The organism is Streptomyces sp. NPDC093149, assembly GCF_044754145.1.
Taxonomy (GTDB): Bacteria; Actinomycetota; Actinomycetes; order Streptomycetales; family Streptomycetaceae; genus Streptomyces.
On sequence record NZ_JBIVON010000010.1, the window covers coordinates 98,509 to 117,594 of the forward strand.

22 protein-coding genes are annotated in these 19,086 nt (G+C 70.4%); 12 read left to right on the forward strand and 10 right to left on the reverse strand.

Annotated features, from left to right (window positions below):
- Window positions 1-833 precede the first annotated feature (833 nt).
- Window positions 834-1,436, forward strand: coding sequence for a hypothetical protein (locus ACIQCZ_RS27770; protein ID WP_402285846.1), 603 nt, complete (start codon window positions 834-836; stop codon window positions 1,434-1,436).
- A 340-nt stretch (window positions 1,437-1,776) separates the two neighbouring features.
- Here ACIQCZ_RS27770 and ACIQCZ_RS27775 read toward each other — a convergent pair whose 3' ends face one another.
- The 4 genes from ACIQCZ_RS27775 to ACIQCZ_RS27790 form a co-directional block, all read right to left on the reverse strand.
- On the reverse strand, window positions 1,777-2,238 hold the full coding sequence (locus tag ACIQCZ_RS27775) for a calmodulin-binding protein (protein ID WP_402285848.1): 462 nt from the start codon (window positions 2,236-2,238) through the stop codon (window positions 1,777-1,779).
- A 173-nt stretch (window positions 2,239-2,411) separates the two neighbouring features.
- Window positions 2,412-2,651 (reverse strand): hypothetical protein, encoded by a 240-nt coding sequence (locus tag ACIQCZ_RS27780; protein ID WP_402286269.1) that lies wholly within the window; start codon window positions 2,649-2,651, stop codon window positions 2,412-2,414.
- Between the two features lie 384 nt (window positions 2,652-3,035).
- Window positions 3,036-3,908, reverse strand: a complete 873-nt coding sequence (locus ACIQCZ_RS27785; protein WP_402285851.1) for an undecaprenyl-diphosphate phosphatase — start codon at window positions 3,906-3,908, stop codon at window positions 3,036-3,038.
- 199 nt (window positions 3,909-4,107) lie between these two features.
- Window positions 4,108-4,821: a TVP38/TMEM64 family protein gene (locus ACIQCZ_RS27790; protein WP_376292738.1), complete on the reverse strand. Its 714-nt coding sequence runs from the start codon at window positions 4,819-4,821 to the stop codon at window positions 4,108-4,110.
- A gap of 200 nt (window positions 4,822-5,021) precedes the next feature.
- On the opposite strand from ACIQCZ_RS27790, the gene ACIQCZ_RS27795 reads away from it, so the two are divergent.
- The 4 genes from ACIQCZ_RS27795 (at window position 5,022) to ACIQCZ_RS27810 (ending at window position 8,224) form a co-directional block, all read left to right on the forward strand.
- Window positions 5,022-5,162, forward strand: coding sequence for a hypothetical protein (locus ACIQCZ_RS27795; protein WP_376217769.1), 141 nt, complete (start codon window positions 5,022-5,024; stop codon window positions 5,160-5,162).
- 92 nt (window positions 5,163-5,254) lie between these two features.
- Complete coding sequence (gene tuf / locus ACIQCZ_RS27800) at window positions 5,255-6,436, forward strand: elongation factor Tu (protein ID WP_402285856.1); 1,182 nt, start codon at window positions 5,255-5,257, stop codon at window positions 6,434-6,436.
- Between the two features lie 74 nt (window positions 6,437-6,510).
- Window positions 6,511-7,356, forward strand: a complete 846-nt coding sequence (locus tag ACIQCZ_RS27805; RefSeq protein WP_402285858.1) for a patatin-like phospholipase family protein — start codon at window positions 6,511-6,513, stop codon at window positions 7,354-7,356.
- A gap of 22 nt (window positions 7,357-7,378) precedes the next feature.
- Window positions 7,379-8,224 carry a spermidine synthase gene (locus ACIQCZ_RS27810; protein WP_402285860.1) on the forward strand — a complete coding sequence of 282 codons (846 nt, stop codon included), beginning with the start codon at window positions 7,379-7,381 and terminating at the stop codon, window positions 8,222-8,224.
- Here ACIQCZ_RS27810 and ACIQCZ_RS27815 read toward each other — a convergent pair.
- Window positions 8,186-9,484, reverse strand: coding sequence for an MFS transporter (locus ACIQCZ_RS27815; RefSeq protein ID WP_402285862.1), 1,299 nt, complete (start codon window positions 9,482-9,484; stop codon window positions 8,186-8,188). The two genes, ACIQCZ_RS27810 and ACIQCZ_RS27815, sit on opposite strands and share 39 nt — an antisense overlap.
- A 63-nt stretch (window positions 9,485-9,547) precedes the next feature.
- On the reverse strand, window positions 9,548-10,636 hold the full coding sequence (locus tag ACIQCZ_RS27820; RefSeq protein WP_402285865.1) for a hypothetical protein: 1,089 nt from the start codon (window positions 10,634-10,636) through the stop codon (window positions 9,548-9,550).
- A 153-nt stretch (window positions 10,637-10,789) separates the two neighbouring features.
- Here ACIQCZ_RS27820 and ACIQCZ_RS27825 point away from each other — a divergent pair, with 153 nt between their 5' ends.
- Entirely contained in the window at window positions 10,790-11,227 is a 438-nt protein-coding gene (locus ACIQCZ_RS27825) for a DUF4442 domain-containing protein (RefSeq protein WP_402286247.1), read from the forward strand.
- Between the two features lie 160 nt (window positions 11,228-11,387).
- Window positions 11,388-12,047 (forward strand): DedA family protein, encoded by a 660-nt coding sequence (locus ACIQCZ_RS27830; protein ID WP_402285867.1) that lies wholly within the window; start codon window positions 11,388-11,390, stop codon window positions 12,045-12,047.
- A gap of 80 nt (window positions 12,048-12,127) precedes the next feature.
- Here the strand turns inward: ACIQCZ_RS27830 and ACIQCZ_RS27835 are convergent, their stop codons facing one another.
- Entirely contained in the window at window positions 12,128-12,658 is a 531-nt protein-coding gene (locus tag ACIQCZ_RS27835; RefSeq protein WP_402285869.1) for a gamma carbonic anhydrase family protein, read from the reverse strand.
- A 154-nt stretch (window positions 12,659-12,812) separates the two neighbouring features.
- Between ACIQCZ_RS27835 and ACIQCZ_RS27840 the strand changes: the two genes are divergently transcribed.
- The gene (locus ACIQCZ_RS27840) at window positions 12,813-13,568 is read left to right on the forward strand and encodes an acyltransferase (RefSeq protein WP_402285871.1); all 756 of its coding nucleotides are present in this window, start codon (window positions 12,813-12,815) and stop codon (window positions 13,566-13,568) included.
- A gap of 20 nt (window positions 13,569-13,588) precedes the next feature.
- On the opposite strand, the gene ACIQCZ_RS27845 is transcribed toward ACIQCZ_RS27840, so the two are convergent.
- Window positions 13,589-14,455 carry an EamA family transporter gene (locus ACIQCZ_RS27845; RefSeq protein WP_402285873.1) on the reverse strand — a complete coding sequence of 289 codons (867 nt, stop codon included), beginning with the start codon at window positions 14,453-14,455 and terminating at the stop codon, window positions 13,589-13,591.
- A 92-nt stretch (window positions 14,456-14,547) separates the two neighbouring features.
- On the opposite strand from ACIQCZ_RS27845, the gene ACIQCZ_RS27850 reads away from it, so the two are divergent.
- Window positions 14,548-15,120, forward strand: a complete 573-nt coding sequence (locus tag ACIQCZ_RS27850) for a helix-turn-helix domain-containing protein (protein WP_402285875.1) — start codon at window positions 14,548-14,550, stop codon at window positions 15,118-15,120.
- 44 nt (window positions 15,121-15,164) lie between these two features.
- Complete coding sequence (locus tag ACIQCZ_RS27855; protein ID WP_376280732.1) at window positions 15,165-15,725, forward strand: YbaK/EbsC family protein; 561 nt, start codon at window positions 15,165-15,167, stop codon at window positions 15,723-15,725.
- A gap of 2 nt (window positions 15,726-15,727) precedes the next feature.
- Here ACIQCZ_RS27855 and ACIQCZ_RS27860 read toward each other — a convergent pair whose 3' ends face one another.
- Together ACIQCZ_RS27860 and ACIQCZ_RS27865 are read right to left on the reverse strand one after the other, a co-directional pair.
- Entirely contained in the window at window positions 15,728-16,585 is an 858-nt protein-coding gene (locus tag ACIQCZ_RS27860) for an aminoglycoside N(3)-acetyltransferase (RefSeq protein ID WP_402285876.1), read from the reverse strand.
- A gap of 242 nt (window positions 16,586-16,827) precedes the next feature.
- On the reverse strand, window positions 16,828-17,238 hold the full coding sequence (locus ACIQCZ_RS27865; protein ID WP_402285877.1) for a CoA-binding protein: 411 nt from the start codon (window positions 17,236-17,238) through the stop codon (window positions 16,828-16,830).
- A 58-nt stretch (window positions 17,239-17,296) separates the two neighbouring features.
- Between ACIQCZ_RS27865 and ACIQCZ_RS27870 the strand changes: the two genes are divergently transcribed.
- The gene (locus ACIQCZ_RS27870) at window positions 17,297-17,923 is read left to right on the forward strand and encodes a YigZ family protein (protein ID WP_376217748.1); all 627 of its coding nucleotides are present in this window, start codon (window positions 17,297-17,299) and stop codon (window positions 17,921-17,923) included.
- Window positions 17,924-18,010: 87 nt separating this feature from the next.
- Window positions 18,011-18,958, forward strand: a complete 948-nt coding sequence (locus tag ACIQCZ_RS27875) for an ornithine cyclodeaminase family protein (RefSeq protein WP_402285880.1) — start codon at window positions 18,011-18,013, stop codon at window positions 18,956-18,958.
- The last annotated feature ends 128 nt before the right edge of the window (window positions 18,959-19,086 follow it).

Genomic DNA, 19,086 nt, shown 5'->3' on the forward strand with positions numbered 1-19,086 from the left:
GTAGGAGGTGACGTAGAACCACTTGTTGTTGAGTGTGTTTGAGTAGTAGCAGTAGACGACCAGCCCGTAGCCATTCCGGAGGGTTTCCCTGGTACCGCAGTCTGCATAGGGGCCTGGCCGCAAGGGGGCAGTCGCTTTTATGACGCTGCCCTCGGATGGGTTGTTGTACCAGTCGGGGTTCGGAGACCAGGTCATGCAGGACAGAGCGGCTGCCGTGCCTGACGTGGCCGTCGGCCCTGCAGTGGCTACAGATGATGGGGCCGCGAGTACCAAAGCGGCCGTGGCTGCGGGCAGCGCAATTTTCGATCTTCTGGATAACAGAAGCATCGTTCCCCTCAATCTGAGTGGCCGTTTCCACTCTTTGTGGCGATTCGGTCAGTGACCCTACTCTGCCCGAGGGGAGGGCAGGTGAGTAGAGCTCGAATTAGTCGCCAGTCCGAATCAGTGCTACTCCGTCTCAACGTTGGCCGGCCTTCGTGCTGATCCACTCCGTGACGGAGCACAGAATCGGATGAAGGCCGCCTAAGCGTCCGCCGAACTGCGAAAACACTGATCAATTTCGAGCCGTGTTCGACGCCGGACATTAAAACGACAAGGTAAGGGGCTGTTGCCTGTACTCTCACCCGCGCGCGGCAGCCGACGTCCTCGCGTGGCTACCGGACAGCTACCGCACCGGCCTGGTCCGGTCGCGCGCTGTCGACCTCCAGAACCAACTCACCGGCCGAAACCGTGACCGGCTGGCGAACGCGATCGAATAGAACAGCACCTGCGCGGAGACCCCGGACGCCGAAATACCTCGACCCCCGCCGGACCAAGACCAGTACGGTCGGCACATGGAGAAGATCCCGACACTATTCGTCCGAGACTTCAGCGCCCGTCCCGCAGTCGTACTGCCGGAGGTCTCCCAGGGGTGCGAATGGGTGATCAACGGCGAGGGCGAAGCCACACGGAAGTACGACGGGACATGCGTCATGCTCGACCCGGCCGGGCAGTGGTGGGCACGCCGAGAGGTCAAACCCGGCAAGACCCCGCCACCCAACTACGTGACGATCAGCACCGACGAGCAAACGGGAAAAACAGTCGGCTGGGAACCTGTCGCACAGTCCGCCTTCGCGAAGATCCACGCCGAAGCCGTCAAGAACACGGCCATCGGGAAGGCCGGAACCTACGAACTCCTAGGCCCGAAGATCAACAGGAACCCGGACGGCTACGCCGACCACGTCCTGATGCCCCACGGCTGGTCAATCCCGACCATCCAGCAGGATTTCGCCACTGCCCCCCGCGACTACGACGGCCTCCGTGAGTGGCTGCACGCCCGACCATACGAGGGCATCGTCTGGCATCGGTACCCCGGCCACCCCAACACCGAGATGGTCAAGATCAAGGCCAGCGACTTCCCATCGCCTGAGCCCACGGTACAGCCCGACGTCGGCTGACCTGCAGAGATCCGCACCGCGGGGCAGCACCCCGCTCGGCTGAGACCAGAGGCGGGGTGCCCCACCCAGCGGCCGTATCGGGGCGAACGGTCCAGCGTGAGTGAGGGCTTGGCCGTATAGATGTGCTTTGGCGCACGGGCTGGCTACCACCAGCCGCTAACGGGTCACGCGCCGGACCACGGACACGGACTCAGCGCTCGGCAGGCTCCAGGCAGGGCTTGGCCCTGCTTGTGGTGCTCGGGCTTCCCGCGCTCGGGCCGACCGCGAACGGTCGGCCCGAGCAGCCCTGCGTGGGTCGGGGCGTCGTGAAGATACGGCGCCGGCCGGCCTGGTTGGTCACCTACGGGGCGGGGATTTCCCTGATGAGACGCGAGGTCCAGTCGCACCAGACCAGGCCGGGCAGGAAGGCGCCGCCGGCTTCGTCGAGGTTGTCTTCGACGTACGGGATGGTCGCGTCACAGACTTCGAAGGCCTGGTCGAAGAATTCCGTGCTGTCGGGGTTGTTGTGGTAGCTCCAGCGTGGGTTGTAGGGGGCCTGCCGCTTGAGAATCCGCGTAAGCAGGTGGGGACGGTCGGTGGTCTCCCCGCTGACGAGTTCCCGGGCGTGCTCGATGTTCCCGGGCTTGGTCAGCTTGACGACGAACTCCTCCCGCGTGATGTCGGTCATCACGAAGTACGCGGCGCTCGCGGCGGCGTGGCCGGGCTGGTTGCTGAGGGTGTCGGCCTGAGCGGCCTGTGCCGTGGCGAAGGCCAGCAGGCCGACGGCGGCCAGGCCGGCCGCCTTGGTGAACACGCGTCGCATGGGGTTCTCTCCTCGGTTCCAGGCGTCGTGCATTTCACGACTGAACGCAGGGAGTATTGGATTAGTTACTGAATGTGATTCTGTAGCGGAACTGATGTCGCAGGGGTGACGACGCCCGGCCCGCTCTGTGGGCCCGGGTCATTCGTCGGTGGCGTGCTTGCCGCGCAGGGGCCTCAGGCCGCCAGGCAGGTCGGGGAGCTGGAAGGAGTAGCGAGCATGTTGATGCGCTGCCGCACGAACGGCGACAGTTGGGCGACGTCCTCGTCGCGGACGTCGAACCCGTCCGCCCGCAGCTGGTCCACCGCGGTATCCATCAGGAAGAAGAACCGCTCCAACTCCGTACGGGACGGCGCCCCGTCGAACGCCAAGCAAGCGGCGGCTTGCGCATCCGTCAGAAACTCGACCGGCACCACGGGGCTTCACTGTCCGTAATGGCCGTATCGGGGTGAACGGTCCAGCGTGGGTGAGGGCTTGGCCGTATGGATGGGTTCTGGCGCACGGGCTGGCTACCACCAGCCGCCGGCTGGTGCCTCTTCATCACCCGGCCGCGCCGGACCTGGGCCCGCCCCCAGCGCAGCTGCCCACTGCGGCCACGACACGAACGGGAACATCTGAAAGGCCCGCATCCGCCGTGCAGAAACGGTCAAGCCCCCAGCGTGGCTGAGGGCTAGGCCGTATGGATTCGCTTTTAGCGTACGGGCTGGTTACCACCAGCCGCCGCGCGACCTGCAGATCGGCGTCGGCCGCCCCGTCACCTTCCGGTTAAACGCTAGATAGGAATGGAAGTGGGTACCTGGTCAGCCCGCGGACTCGCCCGCGTGCGGGCTCAGAACCCCGGCGCCGACCAGGATGAAGAGCAGAATGCCCAGAATGATCCGGTAGATGACGAACGGCATGAAGCTCTTGGTCGTGATGAACTTCATGAACCAAGCGATGACGGCGTAGCCGACACCGAACGCGATCAGTGTGGCGAAGATGGTCGGCCCCCAGGACACATGTCCCTCGCCCGCGTCCTTCAGCTCGAAGACCCCCGAGGCCAGCACCGCCGGGATGGCCAGCAGGAAGGAGTAGCGGGCCGCCGCCTCGCGGGTGTAGCCCATCAGCAGACCACCGCTGATGGTGGCGCCGGAGCGGGAGACACCCGGAATCAGCGCCATCGCCTGGCAGAAACCGAAGATGAGACCGTCCTTCACCCCGAGCTCCCTGAGCGTCTTGCGCTCCTTGCTGGCCCGGTGCCTGCCGCCCGCCTCGTCGCGGGCGGCGAGGCGGTCCGCGATGCCCAGGACGATGCCCATCACGACCAGCGTGGTGGCGATGAGCCGGAGATCCCGGAAGGGGCCCTCGATCTGGTCCTTGAGCGTCACGCCGAGCACTCCGATGGGGATCGAGCCGACGATGACCAGCCAGCCCATCTGTGCGTCGTGGTCGCTCCGCATCGACCGGTTGACCAGCGAACGGAACCAGGCCGAGACGATCCGGACGATGTCCTTGCGGAAGTAGATGAGGACGGCCGCCTCCGTGCCGATCTGGGTGATGGCGGTGAAGGCCGCACCCGGGTCGTGCCAGCCGGCGAACGCCGCGGTGAGTCGCAGATGCGCGCTGGAGGAGATCGGCAGGAACTCGGTCAGTCCCTGAACGAGGCCCAGGACGAACGATTCGAACCAGCTCATGGGGCTTTGGCCATCCCGGAGGTGATCGTGCATCGGCCGACGGCCGTGAGAGCCGTCGGCAGCGTGCGGATGAGGTGTCGAATGAGGGCAGGGCCGTGCCTCGCCCGGATATTTCGGTCGGTCGCGGGCAGGGTATCGCCCTCAGATGAACAGCATTACGCGTACCCCCGCGCGGCTGCACGCCCCCGCGCGTACCGGATCACTCGGCGGCGAGGCGGTGGCGCTTGCGCCAGGCGACGACGGCCGCGCCGACCCCCGTCAGCACGATGAACCCGGTCGCGGCCAGGAATGCGGGCGACGTCGGTGACGAGGCCTCGCTGCCCGCGACGACATACGCGGCGGTGTTCGGGACCGAACCGAGCCCCGTGGCCATCAGGAAAGGCGGATACCTCATGCGTGAGACCGCCGCGCAGTAGTTGGCCGCCGCGAAGGGCACACCGGGAAACAGCCGCAGGGCCAGCATCGAGCGGAATCCGTGCCGGCTCAACTGGCCGTCCGCCGCCTTGAGCCAGCGCCCGCGCAGCAGCGTACGGAGTGCGTCCTGCCCCAGTACCCGGCCCAGCGCGAACGAGATGCCCGCGCCGAGCACCGTGCCCGCCAGCGAGGCGGCCAGGCCCGCCTGCGAACCGAACAGCGCACCGGCGGCGAGGTTGAGCAGCGGCCGCGGCACGAAGGCCACGGTGCACACGCCGTACGCGACGGCGAACAGCACGATCGCGGTGGCGCCCCCGCTCAGCCGGGTGGGCCAGCCGGTGGCGAGCAGCCGTTGGGGGTCGAGGAGCAGCGTCGTCGCCGCGGCGCCCAGCAGCACTACCACGAGCAGTGAGAACCGGGACCAGGGCGAGAGCAGAGCCCTCGTACAGCGCACGGCGAGGCCGGTGGCGGGCCGGGCGGCGGGGACGGGGTCGAGCATGCGGGGAGACTAACCGACGCCCGTGTGTGATCGCCGTAACGCGAACGGTACGTACCGGGCGGCCACCCGCGCCGACGCCGACGTCCCGGGGGCGACGCGGCCGGGGCGCCGGGGTGGAGGCCGAACTCCCTTGTCCGCCCGCGCCGTCCGCATGGGAAAACCATTCGACGTCACCACGTTCCTCGGCCATCATCGGAGCCATGTTCCGGTACGCCTTCCTCGCAGCGTCGTCCGCAGTCGCGGACGCGCCGAAGGCTGCCGTGAGCCCCGTCACCGCAGCGGCAGTCGTCGCAGCAGCGTTCGCCGCTGCCGCAGCGTCCATCGGCGGCGCCCGAAGCTGACCCTCCCCCGACAGTCCGGCGGACCCCGCAAGGGGAGGGTCGGCGGGGCCCTGGGGTCTTCTCACTCAGCTTCGAATTCCAAGGAATGAGCCATGCCCAAGACGGCATACGTGCGCACCAAGCCCCACCTCAACATCGGCACCATGGGCCACGTCGACCATGGCAAGACCACCCTGACCGCGGCCATCACCAAGGTCCTCAGCGACCGGGGAACCGGGACGTACGTCCCGTTCGACCGGATCGACCGGGCGCCGGAGGAGACGCAGCGCGGCATCACCATCAACATCGCGCACGTCGAGTACGAGACCGACACCCGTCACTACGCGCATGTCGACATGCCGGGGCACGCCGACTACATCAAGAACATGGTCACCGGAGCCGCCCAGCTCGACGGGGCGATCCTGGTCGTCTCCGCGCTCGACGGCATCATGCCGCAGACCGCCGAGCACGTACTGCTCGCCCGCCAAGTGGGCGTCGACCACATCGTCGTCGCCCTCAACAAGGCCGACGCCGTCGACGACGGCGAGGACACGGTGCTGACCGACCTCGTCGAGCTGGAGGTCCGCGAGCTGCTCTCCGCGCACGGCTACGGCGGTGACTCCGCCCCCGTCGTCCGGGTGTCGGGCCTCAAGGCCCTGGAGGGCGACCCGCGCTGGACCTCGGCCGTCGAGGCGCTGCTGGACGCCGTCGACACGTATGTGCCGATGCCGGTCCGCTACACGGACGCGCCGTTCCTGCTGTCGGTGGAGAACGTCCTGACCATCACCGGCCGGGGCACCGTCGTCACCGGGGCGGTCGAGCGCGGCACCGTGCGGGTCGGCGACCGGGTGTCGGTGCTGGGCCCGGACATCGAGACGGTCGTCACCGGTCTGGAGACCTTCGGGAAGCCGATGGAGTCCGCCGAGGCCGGCGACAACGTGGCCCTGCTGCTGCGCGGTGTGGAGCGCGACCGGGTCCGCCGCGGCCATGTGGTGGCGGCCCCCGGCAGCGTGACGCCGAGCCGGCGCTTCACCGCGCAGGTGTACGTCCTGTCGGCGAGGGAGGGCGGTCGGACCACCCCGGTCACGACCGGCTACCGCCCGCAGTTCTACATCCGCACCGCGGACGTCGTCGGAGACGTCGACCTCGGCGCGGTGGCGGTGGCGCGACCCGGTGACACGGTCGACCTGACCGTCGAGCTGGGCCGTGACGTCCCGCTGGAGACCGGACTCGGATTCGCGATCCGCGAGGGCGGCCGCACCGTCGGCGCGGGCACCGTCACCGGACTGCTCTGAGACGTCCCGCACCAGGGGCCCGCCTCCCGTACCCCGCGGGAGGCGGGCCCGATGCCGTGCGTAAGACTGACGGTATGACAGAAACTGCACTGGTGCTCGGTGCCGGCGGTGTCACCGGCGGCGCCTGGGAGACCGGAATTCTGTACGGGCTCGCGAAGGCGGGCGTGGACCTCGGCGGCGTCGACGTGATCATCGGCAGCTCGGCGGGCGCGGTGGTCGGCGCGCAGCTGGCCTCCGGGCTGGTCGGTCTTCCCGAACTCTACGAACTCCAGCTCACCGATCCGCAGGGCATGACCGGCGGCAGGCTCGGCGTGGCGACCCTCCTGCGCTACACGGGAGCCGTGCTGTCCTCGCGTACTCCCGAGGCGTACGGCCGGAAGCTGGCCCGGATCGCGCGAGGCGCCCGCCTCGGCATCACGGCGGAGCAACGGCGCGCGGCCATCGCCGATCGCCTTCCGTCGTCCGACTGGCCCGAGCGGGCCCTGCGCGTCACCGCCGTCGACGCGGCCACCGGCGAACTCCACACGTTCGACAAGGAGAGCGGAGTCCCGCTCGTGGACGCCGTCACCGCGAGTTCCGCCGTCCCGGCCGTCTGGCCCGTCGCCACCGTCGACGGACGTTCCTGGATCGACGGAGGAGTCCACTCCACGGCCAACGCCCATCTCGCCGAGGGCTACGGACGCGTCGTCGTCATCGCTCCGGCGGCCAGTGGCAACAAGGTCATCGTCTCGCCGCGCTCGCAGGCGGCCGAGCTCGCCGCGAAGGGGGCCCGCGTGGAGGTCATCACCCCGGACGCGGCGGCGAAGAAGGCCTTCGGGCGCAACCCCCTCGACCCTGCGTGCCGGGCCGCGGCGGCCCGCGCCGGGCTCGCGCAGTCGGCCGCGCACACCGAAGCCGTCACCATGGTCATGAGCGGCTGAACGTTCACCGCACAATGGGGGAGTGAACGAGTCGATACCCGTCATCAGGGACGTGGACCAGGGCACCGCCAGGCTCCTCCCGGACGTCGACCGGGACAGGGCCTGGCTGCTCACCGTCGACGGCGCACCCCAGTCGTACGTCGACCTCGACGCGCCGCACCATCTCGAATTCGAGTACGTGCGACGCCTCGCGCACGTCGTGGACTGCGCCGCGGCACCGGGTGCGCCGCTGGACGTCCTCCACCTCGGCGGCGGTGCGCTCACCCTGCCCCGCTACGTGGCCGCGACCAGGCAGGGATCCCGCCAGGACGTTGCCGAGGCCGACCTCGGGCTCCTCGCCCTGGTCGCCGAGCAACTGCCGCTCCCCGACGGCAGCGGGATCGCCGTGCACGGCGAGGACGCCCGCAGCCGGCTGGAACGGACGCCGCCCGGATCCCTCGACGTCCTGGTCGCGGATGTCTTCGGAGGCTCCCGGGTACCCGCCCACCTCACCACCGTCGAGTACGCCGGGGCCGCCCGCCGGGCGCTGCGCGACGGCGGGACGTACGCCGCCAATCTCGCGGACGGCGCGCCGTTCGGCTTCCTCCGCTCCCAACTGGCCACCTTCGCGGCCGTCTTCGAAGAGCTCGCGCTGATCGCCGAGCCGGCGGTGCTGCGCGGCCGGCGCTTCGGCAACGTCGTCCTCGTCGCCTCCCGAAGCCCCATCGACACCGCGGCGCTGACCCGCCGCTGCGCCGCCGACGCCTTCCCCGCCAGGGTCGAGCACGGCCCCGCGCTGGACCGGCTCACCGGAGCCGCCCGGCCGGTCGGGGACGGCGAGGCGGTCGCCTCACCCGAGCCGCCCGACGGAGCCTTCGGCATCGGCTGAGGTCGGCCGCGGGGCCTTGGCCGCCACCACCTCGGTGGTGGCACGGGTCAGATTGCGTACCTCGGGCACGAACAGCACGGCGCCGGTGACCAGCACGATCAAGGCCGCGCAGCCCCACAGGGCCTGGCTGCGCCCGACCAGGGCCTCGACCGGACCGGCGAGCGCGGTGGCGACCGGCATCATGGCAACCGAGCCGAACCAGTCGTACGCCGAGACGCGCGACAGTTTCTCCTCCGGGATCTCCTGGTGCATGGTCGTCATCCACGCGACCCCGAACACCTCGATGGCGACGCCGCTGACGAACATCACCACGCAGAGCCCGGCCACCGGCAGCGGGACCGCGAGCCCGGCCGACGGCAGGGCCAGCGGGAAGACGCAGAGGGTTCCGGCCAGCAGCAGCCGTCGGGGCTTCCAGCGCGTCATCAAGAACGCGCCGCCCAGCGTGCCGACCCCGAACGCGGCGAGCGCGAAGCCCCAGGGACGGGCGCCACCGAGCTCGTCCCGGGCGACCAGCGGTCCGTACACCGACTCGGCGGCCCCCACAGCCGCGACCACCACCGAGAACTGGGCCACGATGCTCCACAGCCAGGGGCGGCCGATGAACTCCTGCCAGCCGTCGCGCAGATCGGCGAGCAGCCCGCCGCCCGGCGCGCGCGGAGGAACGTGGCTGACGTCGAGGAAGGCCCGGAGCGCACCCGCCAATGCGAAGGACGCGGCATCGATGGCCAGCACCCAGCCAGGATCCATCGCGGCGATCATGGCGCCGCCGAGCGCCGCTCCGCCGATCGTCGCGCCCTGCATGGCCATCCGGAACAGGGCGAAGGCGCGGCTCGCCTGCTCACGGCTGACGCTGGACATCAACATGCCCTCGGCCGCCGGGTTGAAGAACGCCTGCCCGGTCCCGCACAGCGCGGTGAGCAGCATCATCTGCCACAGCTTCGGATCGCCGGCCAGCACGAGCCAGGCGAAGGCGGCCTGCGAGACGCAGTTGAGGGCGTTCGCCGCGACCATCACACGGTGGCGGGGCAGGCGGTCCGCGACCGCCCCGCCGATCAACAGGAAGAGCACCAGCGGTGCGGCCCTGGCGGCGGCGACCAGACCGACGTCGCCGCCGTCGCCGCCCGACTCCAGAACGGCGAACGCCGCCGCGATCAGCGCGCCATGGGTGCCCAGGCCCGTGATGATCGCGGCGGTGGTCAGGAGACGGTAGTTGCGGCCGGAATGGCGCACAGGGGGAGCGGGGGCGGAGGCTGCAGTCACCAAGGGACTATCGCCGCCGCGCCCCCGCCGTGCCAACTGCTTTCCCGGTGGTGGTGGTGAGGATCAGGAGGACGGGGCGACGTCCACCAGCCGTACGGTGCTCAGGATCTGCTGGATCGTCGTGTCCGGGAGTTCGTCCTTGACGTTGTGGGCCCCGTAGAGGATCCAGGAAGCGAACTCGCCCTTCTTGTTCTTGAAGGTGAAGGCGATCGTCTTGCCGTCGGTGTCACACTTCTTCCGCTTCGTGACATTCGGGGCCGTGGCCGTGACGACCTGGCCGGTGAGACCCGACTTGGTGGTGTACTGCTTGGCCTCGGTGAACTTGATGGTGCTCTGAGGCATGTGCTGCGCGTAGGCGGCCCACGCCCAGGTGCCGGCCTCGCTGTGGGCGTTCTTGGCCGCGTCGGTGGCGCCCTGGGCGCCCCTGGTGCCGGCGCTGGCCAGGCTCACGTCCTCCTTGGTGCCGTTCTTGTCGGAATCGTCCACGCACCACTTGCGCTGGTAGTACGACGGTGCGGAGAAACCGATGAGGGGCGAGCCGTCACCCTTCTTGTCGTCCTCGAAGTACGAGAACGTGCCGGGAGAGCGGACCTCCCAGTCCCCGGGTACGTCGAACTGTGTTCCCCACTTGGGGTTGGTGACGACCTTCCAGCCGGCGATCAGGGGCTTGGCGTCCCCGTCCGTGCCGCGCGGATTCGTCTCGGACTCGGATTCGGACGGCTTGGCGGGCGCCGAGGAGTTCTTGTCGTCCGCGACGTCCTTGCCCTTGTTGTCGTCCTTGTTCATGACGACGACACCGGTGACCGCGGCAGCCACGACGACAGCGGTGGCCGCGACGATCGCGATGGCGGTGGTCTTCTTCTTTCCACCGCCCGGCTGCGGACCACCGGGAGGGCCGGGGACCGCGTACTGCGGCATGGTCGGCTGCTGGTACGGGTTCGGCTGCGGGTAGCCGGGCTGCTGGCCCTGCTGCGGGTATCCCGGCTGCTGACCCGCTTGCGGATACCCCGCTTGCTGTCCGGGGTGCCCCTGCTGCTGATATCCCGGTTGCTGGTAGGGATTCGGCTGCTGGTACCCCGGCTGCTGATACGGGTTCTGGTTCTGGTCCTGCGGGTTTTGCTCGCCCCCGGGCGGCTGCTGTCCTGGCCACATGGCGAGTAACGATAGAGGGGCGCCGACCGCTCGGCTACGTCCGCCCCCGTGAGCGGATGGTGAAGGCGGCGGCCGGGTGAGGGGGTGTGGGGATCCCGGGGATGGCCAAACGTATTTACTGATGAGTAACATCTGGTCATGAGTGCTGAACAGATGACCGTCGGCGAGATGCTCGCCGCGACGGTTCCGATGGCCCGGACCCTCAACCTCGAATTCCTGGAGACGACCGCCGAGCGCGCGGTGGTCCGCCTGCCGGACCAGGCCGACTACCACAACCACCTCGCCGGGCCGCACGCCGGCGCGATGTTCACGCTCGCGGAGTCGGCGAGCGGCGCGATCGTCATCGCCGCCTTCGGCGACCAGCTGTCACGCGCCGTGCCGCTGGCGGTGAAGGCGGAGATCGCCTACAAGAAGCTCGCCAAGGGCGCCGTCACGGCGACGGCCACCCTCGGCCGCCCGGTGGCCGACGTCGTCGCCGAACTGGACGAGGGCCGGCGGCCCGAGTTCCCCGTGCTCATCGAGATCCGGCGCGCGGACGGCGCGGTGACCGGTGAGATGACGGTCGTCTGGACGCTGCGCCCCAACACCTGATCCCGGGCGGCTCCCCCGAAGGGCCGACCGCGCACCGCCGCCGGGCGAGCGCGGCGGCCTTTCGTGCTGTCCGGGCCGAGGGCGGGACAGGTAGCATTCCCGCCGTGCGCCGAGGAGTTGACCGGCGAGCCACGAGACATCATCACGGGAGGAACCGGCGTTGCACATCCAGGAGTGGCTGGAGACCGTTCCCGCGGTCAGCGTGTACGTCCTGGTGGGCGTCGTCATCGGACTCGAGAGCCTCGGCATTCCGCTGCCGGGTGAGATCGTCCTGGTCAGCGCCGCACTTCTGTCGGCCGGTCACGACGGGATCAATCCATGGGTCCTCGGGGCCTGCGCCTCGGCCGGCGCGGTCATCGGAGACTCGATCGGATACGCCATCGGCCGCAAGGGCGGACGACCGCTCCTGGCCCGGCTCGGCGGGAAGTTCCCCAAGCACTTCGGTGTGAACCAGATCGCCATGGCGGAGCGGTCGTTCCAGAAGTGGGGCATGTGGGCGGTGTTCTTCGGCCGCTTCGTCGCGCTGCTGCGGATCTTCGCGGGGCCGCTGGCCGGCGTGCTGCACATGCCGTACTGGAGGTTCCTGATCGCCAACGTGCTCGGCGGCATCGTCTGGGCCGGCGGCACCACGGCCGTCGTCTACTCGGTGGGTGTCGTCGCCGAGGCCTGGCTCAAGCGGTTCTCCTATCTCGGCCTGGCGGTCGCGGTGCTGATCGGTGTGACCTCGATGCTGATCCTGAAGAACCGGGCCAAGAAGGCGGCGGCGCAGTCGTCGACCGCGACCGTGCCCGACGCGGGGGCCGTACCGGCCGCGGACTGACCGGCGGCGCCCGGCCGGAGGCGGCTGTCCCGGCCGGTGACGAGGCGGCTCGGCGGAACCGTTCGCCGAGCCCGCTCCGTTCAGCTCTCGTGTGCCTGCCGGTGCGCCTTGGCGAGTTCCATGTAGCCGACCGCGTTGAACCTGATGCCTTCGAGTTCCTCCTCGGTCAGCTGTCGCTTGACCTTGGCGGGGACTCCCGCGACGAGCGACCCCGGCGGCACCTGCATCCCCTGCGGGACCAGCGCCTGCGCCGCGATCAGTGAACCGGCCCCGATGCGGGCACCGTTGAGGACGGTGGACCCCATGCCGACCAGGACGTCGTCCTCGATGGTGCAGCCGTGGAGCACGGCGTTGTGCCCGACGGAGACGCGCTCGCCGACCGTGACGGGGAACCCGGGGTCCACGTGGACACTGCAGTTGTCCTGGATGTTGCTGTCGGCACCGATGGAGATGGGACCGCAGTCGGCGCGCAGTACTGCGTGGTACCAGACGCTGGAGCCCGCGGCCATCGTGACCTCACCGATCACGACCGACGTCGGTGCGGTGAAGGCCTCCGCATCGACGACCGGCTCCTTGCCGCCCATGGCCGTGATCAACGCCTGCTCTGACATCGCCCGTTCCTCCGTGCTCAGGTGTGGTGCGGTCGCGGTCGTCCGATCGCGTCAGGAAAACGGTATGCGACGGCCGGGGGACCGCCGCCGAGTGGGGTGAACATCACAGGAGGCCACGGTGATCGTGCCGGGTGCCGCCGACTACCGTGTGCGAGTGCCGAAGAACAGGAACACGTTCTCTTCCCTTGCCGCCTGGCGGCGGCGCGCCCTGTCCAGGGCCGTCCACCGCGGCTGGCGCTGGGTGCAGGAGTCGGGCGCGGTCACCGCGGAACACCCCGGTCCGCTGCGGTTCGGCCGGATCGGCGCGGGTACCCGGCTGGCCTTCCCGCAGGGCACCGTCTTCGGGGAGCCGTGGATCGAGCTCGGCGCGCACTGCGTGATCGGTGAACAGGTCACGCTGACCGCCGGACTCATGCCCGATCTGGACCTCGGCCCGGAGCCGATCCTGACCCTGGGGGACGGGGTGGTGCTCGGCCGGGGCAGCCATGTCGTCGCCGACACCCGGGTGACCATAGGCTCGGACACCTACTGCGGACCGTATGTCTACATCACGTCCACGAACCACAGTTACGACGATCCGCACGAGCCCGTCGGCAAGCAGTGGCCCCGCATGGAGCCCGTCTCCATCGGGCCGGGCTGCTGGATCGGCACCGGAGCGGTGATCCTCCCGGGGGCCGCGCTCGGGCGCAATGTGGTGGTCGCGGCGGGGGCGGTGGTGCGGGGGGAGGTGCCCGACCGGGCGGTGGTGGCCGGTGCTCCTGCCCGTGTGGTGCGCAGCTGGGATTCCGAGAAGGGCTGGCAGCCCCCGCTGCGTACCCCGGCCCCGGTGCCGATCCCTTCGGGTGTCACGCCCGAGCAACTGCTGGCCCTGACGGAGCCGGGCGAGGCACCGGGTCCGTCGGGGGACTGACGCCGTCGGGATCCGGTCCCTCAACCGGTTGCCAGCAGCACCGTGCCGACCAGGGCCAGGCCGGCCCCCGCCGCCTGCACCCCGCGCAGCCGTTCCCCCAGCACTCCGCGCGCGGCCAGGGCCGTGACCACCGGATAGAGCGAGGCGAGCACGGCGGCCACGGTGACGGGGCCGTGCTGCGCGGCCAGCGAGTACGTGCCGTTGGCCGCGACATCCGCGAGCCCGACGAACGCCAGGGCGGGCAGGGCGGACAGCACCGCGGCACCCCCGCCCTCCTCCGGCAGCGCGTGTGCCCCGCGGCGCACCGATGCGTACAGGGCCGTACCGCCCACCGCGATATTGGTCAGGCGCTGGACGAAGAGCGCCAGGAAGAGTCCGGTGACGTCGGTGGACGCCTCCGCGATCAAGGACATCACCGACCCGAAGCCGAACGCGGCCAGCAGCGTCAGCAGCACCGCCCGGCGCTGCACCGGCGCCCCGCGCAACTGCGGTCCGCCGGCCAGCACGATGCCCACCACGGCGACGGCGACGCCCGCGAACTGCAGCAGCCCCGGCCGTTCCCCGACGATGATCCCGACGCTCACGGGTACGGCGACCCGCAGCGATCCCAGCGGGGAGATCACCCCCATCGGGCCGAGAGCCGGGGCCTTGTAGAAGCTCAGCATCGCGATCGGTCCGACGGCCCCGGCCGCTACGGCGAACCAGAGCTGCGGTCCCGCCTCGCTCCAGCCGCCGGTCGCGATCACGACGGTGCCCAGCACCACGGCGGCGACGGTCTGCGAGGCGACCACCACGGTGAGCGCGGGCACGCGTCGCGTGAGCAGCCCGCCGCCGAAGTCGGCCAACCCCCAGAGAAGGCTGGTGGCCAAGGCGAAGACTGCTGTCATTGCGTGCCTCGCAGTACAGTGCGGTGAATGGTGGGTACACCACACCGTAGTGCAGTATTTTCGACCCTGTTATCCAAAATATTGGACGGAATGTGTCTGACCTCGATCAGCTCACCCAGTCGCTCGCGCGCAATCTGAAGCGCTGGCGCGGGGAACGCGGCTTCACTCTGGACGCACTCGCCGCCCGTGCCGGGGTCAGCCGCGGCATGATCATCCAGATCGAGCAGGCCCGCACCAACCCGAGCGTCGGCACCACGGTCAAGCTCGCCGACGCGCTGGGCGTCAGCATCACCACCCTGCTCGACTACGAGCAGGGCTCACCGGTGCGGCTGGTGCCCGAGAGTCAGGCGGTACGCATGTGGTCGACGGAGGCGGGCAGTTCGACCACCCTGCTCGTCGGCACGGAGGCCAGGGGGCCCCTCGAACTCTGGTCGTGGCGCCTGATGCCGGGCGACAGCAGTGCCTCGGACCCGCACCCCGAAGGCACCGTCGAGCTGCTCCACGTCACCGCGGGCGAGCTCACCCTGGTCGTCGACGGGACCTCATACGCCGTACCCACCGGCGGCTCCGCCACCTTCGAGGCGCACCACCCGCACGTCTACCGCAATGACGGCTCCGAGCCCGCCGAGATCACCATGGCGGTGTCCATCCCGCCCGTACGGTGAGACGCTCGACCGACGGCCTTCGGGGCGCTGTTAGCGTGGCGCACATGCGCGCACCCATCGGATCCTTCGAGAACGCCGGACCGGCGGCCGACCGCCTCGACCTGCTCACCACGCCCGTCGCCACCGCTGTGCGCGAGGGCTGGGGCGGTGTCCCCGCCGAGCAGATCATTCATGTCGACACGGATCCGGCGATCGCCGACACGGCGGTCTTCGTCGAGCACCACGGTGCGGAGCTCCTCGACCGGTCGGCCAACTGCGTCGTGGTGGCGGGCAAGCGCGGCGGCGAGGTGACGCTGGCGGCCTGCCTCGTCCTCTCCCACTCCCGCGTCGATGTGAACGGCGCGGTCCGCAAGCACCTCGGTGCCCGCAAGGCGTCGTTCGCCCCGATGGACACGGCGGTCGGCGAGACCGGCATGGAGTACGGCGGAATCACCCCCATCGGACTCCCGGCCGCCTGGCCGCTGCTGATCGATCCCGCCGTCGTGGACGAGGCATGGGTGCTGATCGGCAGCGGCAGTCGGCGGGGCAAGCTGATCGTCCCGGGCAAGGCACTGGCGGCGCTGCCGGGAGCGGTGGTCGTCGAGGGGCTGGGCGTCCGGGGCTGAGCTCAGCGGTGCGCACACCCGAGCGCCCGGACCGGTGCGCCGCCCCGGTGCGACGGCAGCCAGTGGGACGCGAAGTCGACGGCATCGGTGATGCGGAACAGACGGCTCGTCGACGAGCCCACGGGACCGGTGCGCACGGCCGCGCCGTCGTCCGCGCGGGAGAAATCCGCCCCCAGGGCCGCGAAGTCGCTGTCGTCCAGCGCGACGTCCTCGTACTCCCACCACCGGCGCCGGCCCGCGGCCGTCACCACACAGCGATAGGTGCGGCGCGGCGGCGCGGGCACCCGGTACTCACCGAGATGGAACGCGGTGCAGGTGCCGAACCCGGTTCCCAGCAGCAGCACTTGGGCCCGCAGGCCGTAGAGGCGGGCCAACGGCGAGTCCTCGCCGAGGTGGCAGTCGGGGCGGTGGTGCGCCACCAGTTCCCGGGCCGAGGGGCCGAGTGCGACGAAGGACGTCTGGGGGTGGTCGCTTCGGGCCGCCCCCTCGGTGAGCCGTACGGTCTCCGCGAGACGACCCATCGACGGCGCGGGGGAGGTGGCCGGGTCGAAGGGCGGCATGCTCGCCCGCACGGCCTCCCGGGCCTGCTCGGTGAGACCGCGCACGCGGTCGAGGTAGTGCGTGGAGGTGTCGGAGTTCTCCGGGGTGAACGCCGGGACGACGAGTGTGCCGCCCGCTCCGAGGGCGTCCCGCAACGCATCGACCACCGCCCCGGGCCCGCCGCTCACCGGCCCCACCGCACGCATCGACGCGTGCACCAGCAGAACACCGTTCCGCTCCACGCCCAGATCGGTCAGCTGTCCGGACAGGCCGGCGCGGCCGTGGCGGACGGTCGTCGCAGTCGCAGCAGTAGTACCCACGGTCCGTCATTCTCCCAGCCGGGCGCCGAATGTGACACCGCGCACATCCGCACGGGAGACGGACGTGCTGCCGCTGGTGCTGTGGCCGGAAAGGTTTGCCGGGAAGCTCGCGGCGTCCGGTGCGGTGCATCGCAAGGCGGAGGATCGCCCTCGTACGGGACGTACTCGGGTGATACGACAACGCGGCGAGGTGCCGTGCCGGACCGGGCGTCGCGAGTTGGTGAACCCTTCCGGTCGCAGCACTAGCGGTCCAGCGCGGGAATCTCGATCGCGGGGCAGCGGTCCATGACCATGTCGAGCCCGGCCGCGCGCGTGCGTTCGTACGCCTCGGTGTCGACCACGCCGAGCTGGAACCAGACGGCCTTCGCCCCGGTCGCCACCGCCTCGTCGGCCACGGCGCCCGCCAGTTCGCTGTTGACGAAGACGTCGACCACATCGACCGGGAACGGAATGTCGGCCAGCGACGCATAGCCGTCCTCGCCATGGACCCGCTCCGCCTTCGGGTGCACCGGGACCACGCGCTTGCCGAAGCGCTGAAGCACCTCGGCGACGCGGTAGGCCGCGCGCGACCGGTTGCCGGACAGGCCCACCACGGCCCAGGTCTCGCCGGAGTTCCGGAGAATCCTGCTGATGGTCTCTTCGTCTGCGTACATGATCGGGACAACGGACGGGGGACCGGGACCATTCCCGGCCGGGGCATAGGGTGGCCGGATGCAGGAGCAGTACCGGACCGTCGCCCGAGCGGGCGTGCACGAGACCGAGATCAACCGATCGCGCTTCATCTGCGCGCTCGCCCCCGCCGCCACCGAACAGGAGGCGCAGGACTTCGTCGCACGCGTCCGCAGGGAACACCCGACCGCCACCCACAACTGCTTCGCCTACGTGATCGGCGCCGACGCCTCCGTGCAGAAGGCGAGCGACGACGGAGAGCCCGGTGGTACCGCCGGCGTCCCCATGCTGCAGATGCTCACACGCCGGGAGATGCGGTACGTCGTCGCCGTCGTCACCCGCTACTACGGGGGCGTGAAGCTCGGTGCGGGCGGGCTGATCAGGGCGTACGGAGGGGTGGTCGGCGAGGCTCTCGACGCACTCGGCACCATCACCCGTCGGCGGTTCCGCCTTGCGACGATCACCGTCGGCCATCAGCGCGCCGGCAAGCTGGAGAACGACCTCCGGGCCACCGGACGGACCGTGCGCGAGGTCCGTTACGCGGAGGCCGTCGTCATCGGGATCGGGCTGCCGGACGCCGATGTGGAGTCGTTCCGGGGCTGGCTTGCCGATGCCACGGCGGGCGAGGCCGAGCTGGAGCTGGGCGGCGAGGCGTACGAGGAGGCCTGACCGCGCCCGTCCGCACGCCCCCACCGCACTTTCCCCGCGTCGCGGGGCATTCTCGGGCCTTGGACGGCCGCGCCGGACAATGGGCCCATGACCCGTCTCCTGACCAGCAGTGACCTTCTGGCCGTGCTCGATCCGGAAGCCTCCCTGGCCGCGCTGCGGGAGGGCTTTCGTCATGCCGGCCCTCCGACGCCTGCCGGGCAGCGCGTGCGCACCGATCTGCCGTTCCCGGGCACGGCGACGGCCCTCATACCCGGACTGCTGCCGGGCATCGACGCGTACACCGTCAAGGTCAACGCCAAGTTCCCCGGTGCCCGGCCGGCGCTGCGCGGTGTGATCTGTCTGCACAGCGGCCGGGACGGCGAACTCCTCGCCCTTCTCGACTCCGCCACCGTCACGGCCTGGCGCACCGGACTGGCCGCGGCCCTCGGCACTCACGTCCTCGCCGTACCCGACCCCGCAGGGGAAGCGGTGCTGGGCATCGTCGGCGCGGGTGCACAGGCCGAGATCATGGTCCGTGGGCTACGGAGTCTGCGCGGCTTCCGCGAACTCGTGGTGCACGACACCGATCCGGAACGCGCCGCGCGATTCGCCGCCCGGCACCACGGACGGGTCCTCGGCTCCGCCGGCGAGATCGCCGCCGTCGCCGATGTCGTCCTGCTCTCCACCTGGTCCCGCGCACCCCTGCTGCACCTCGCCGACAGCCGCCCCGGGCAGCACTTCACCACGCTCGGTGCCGATGAGCCCGGCAAGCAGGAGCTCTCCGCCGATCTGCTCGCCTCCGCCCTCCTCGTCGTCGACGACCGCGAGCAGGCGGCGGCGATGGGGGCCCTGGCCGCGGCGGGACTTCCGGCCACCGCCGCGGACGCCACCCTCGGGGAGCTGCTCGGAGGCACGCATCCCGGCCGTACCGCCGGCACGAGCCGCTCCGTCTACGCACCCGTCGGGCTCCCCTGGCAGGACCTGGCGCTCGCCTGGGCCGCGTACCGTCGGGCGGAACGGCTCTCCGTCGGAACGCGGATCGATCTTCTCGCCTGAAGGCCACGGTGGCGGCCGATGGTGATGGGACACTGTGGTCGGTGAGGGAAGAGGGGCTCACCGCCGTCGATGCGGCCGATGCGGACAACGAGGCTCCGCGCCGGACGGGCCGAGCACGGCGCGACGGA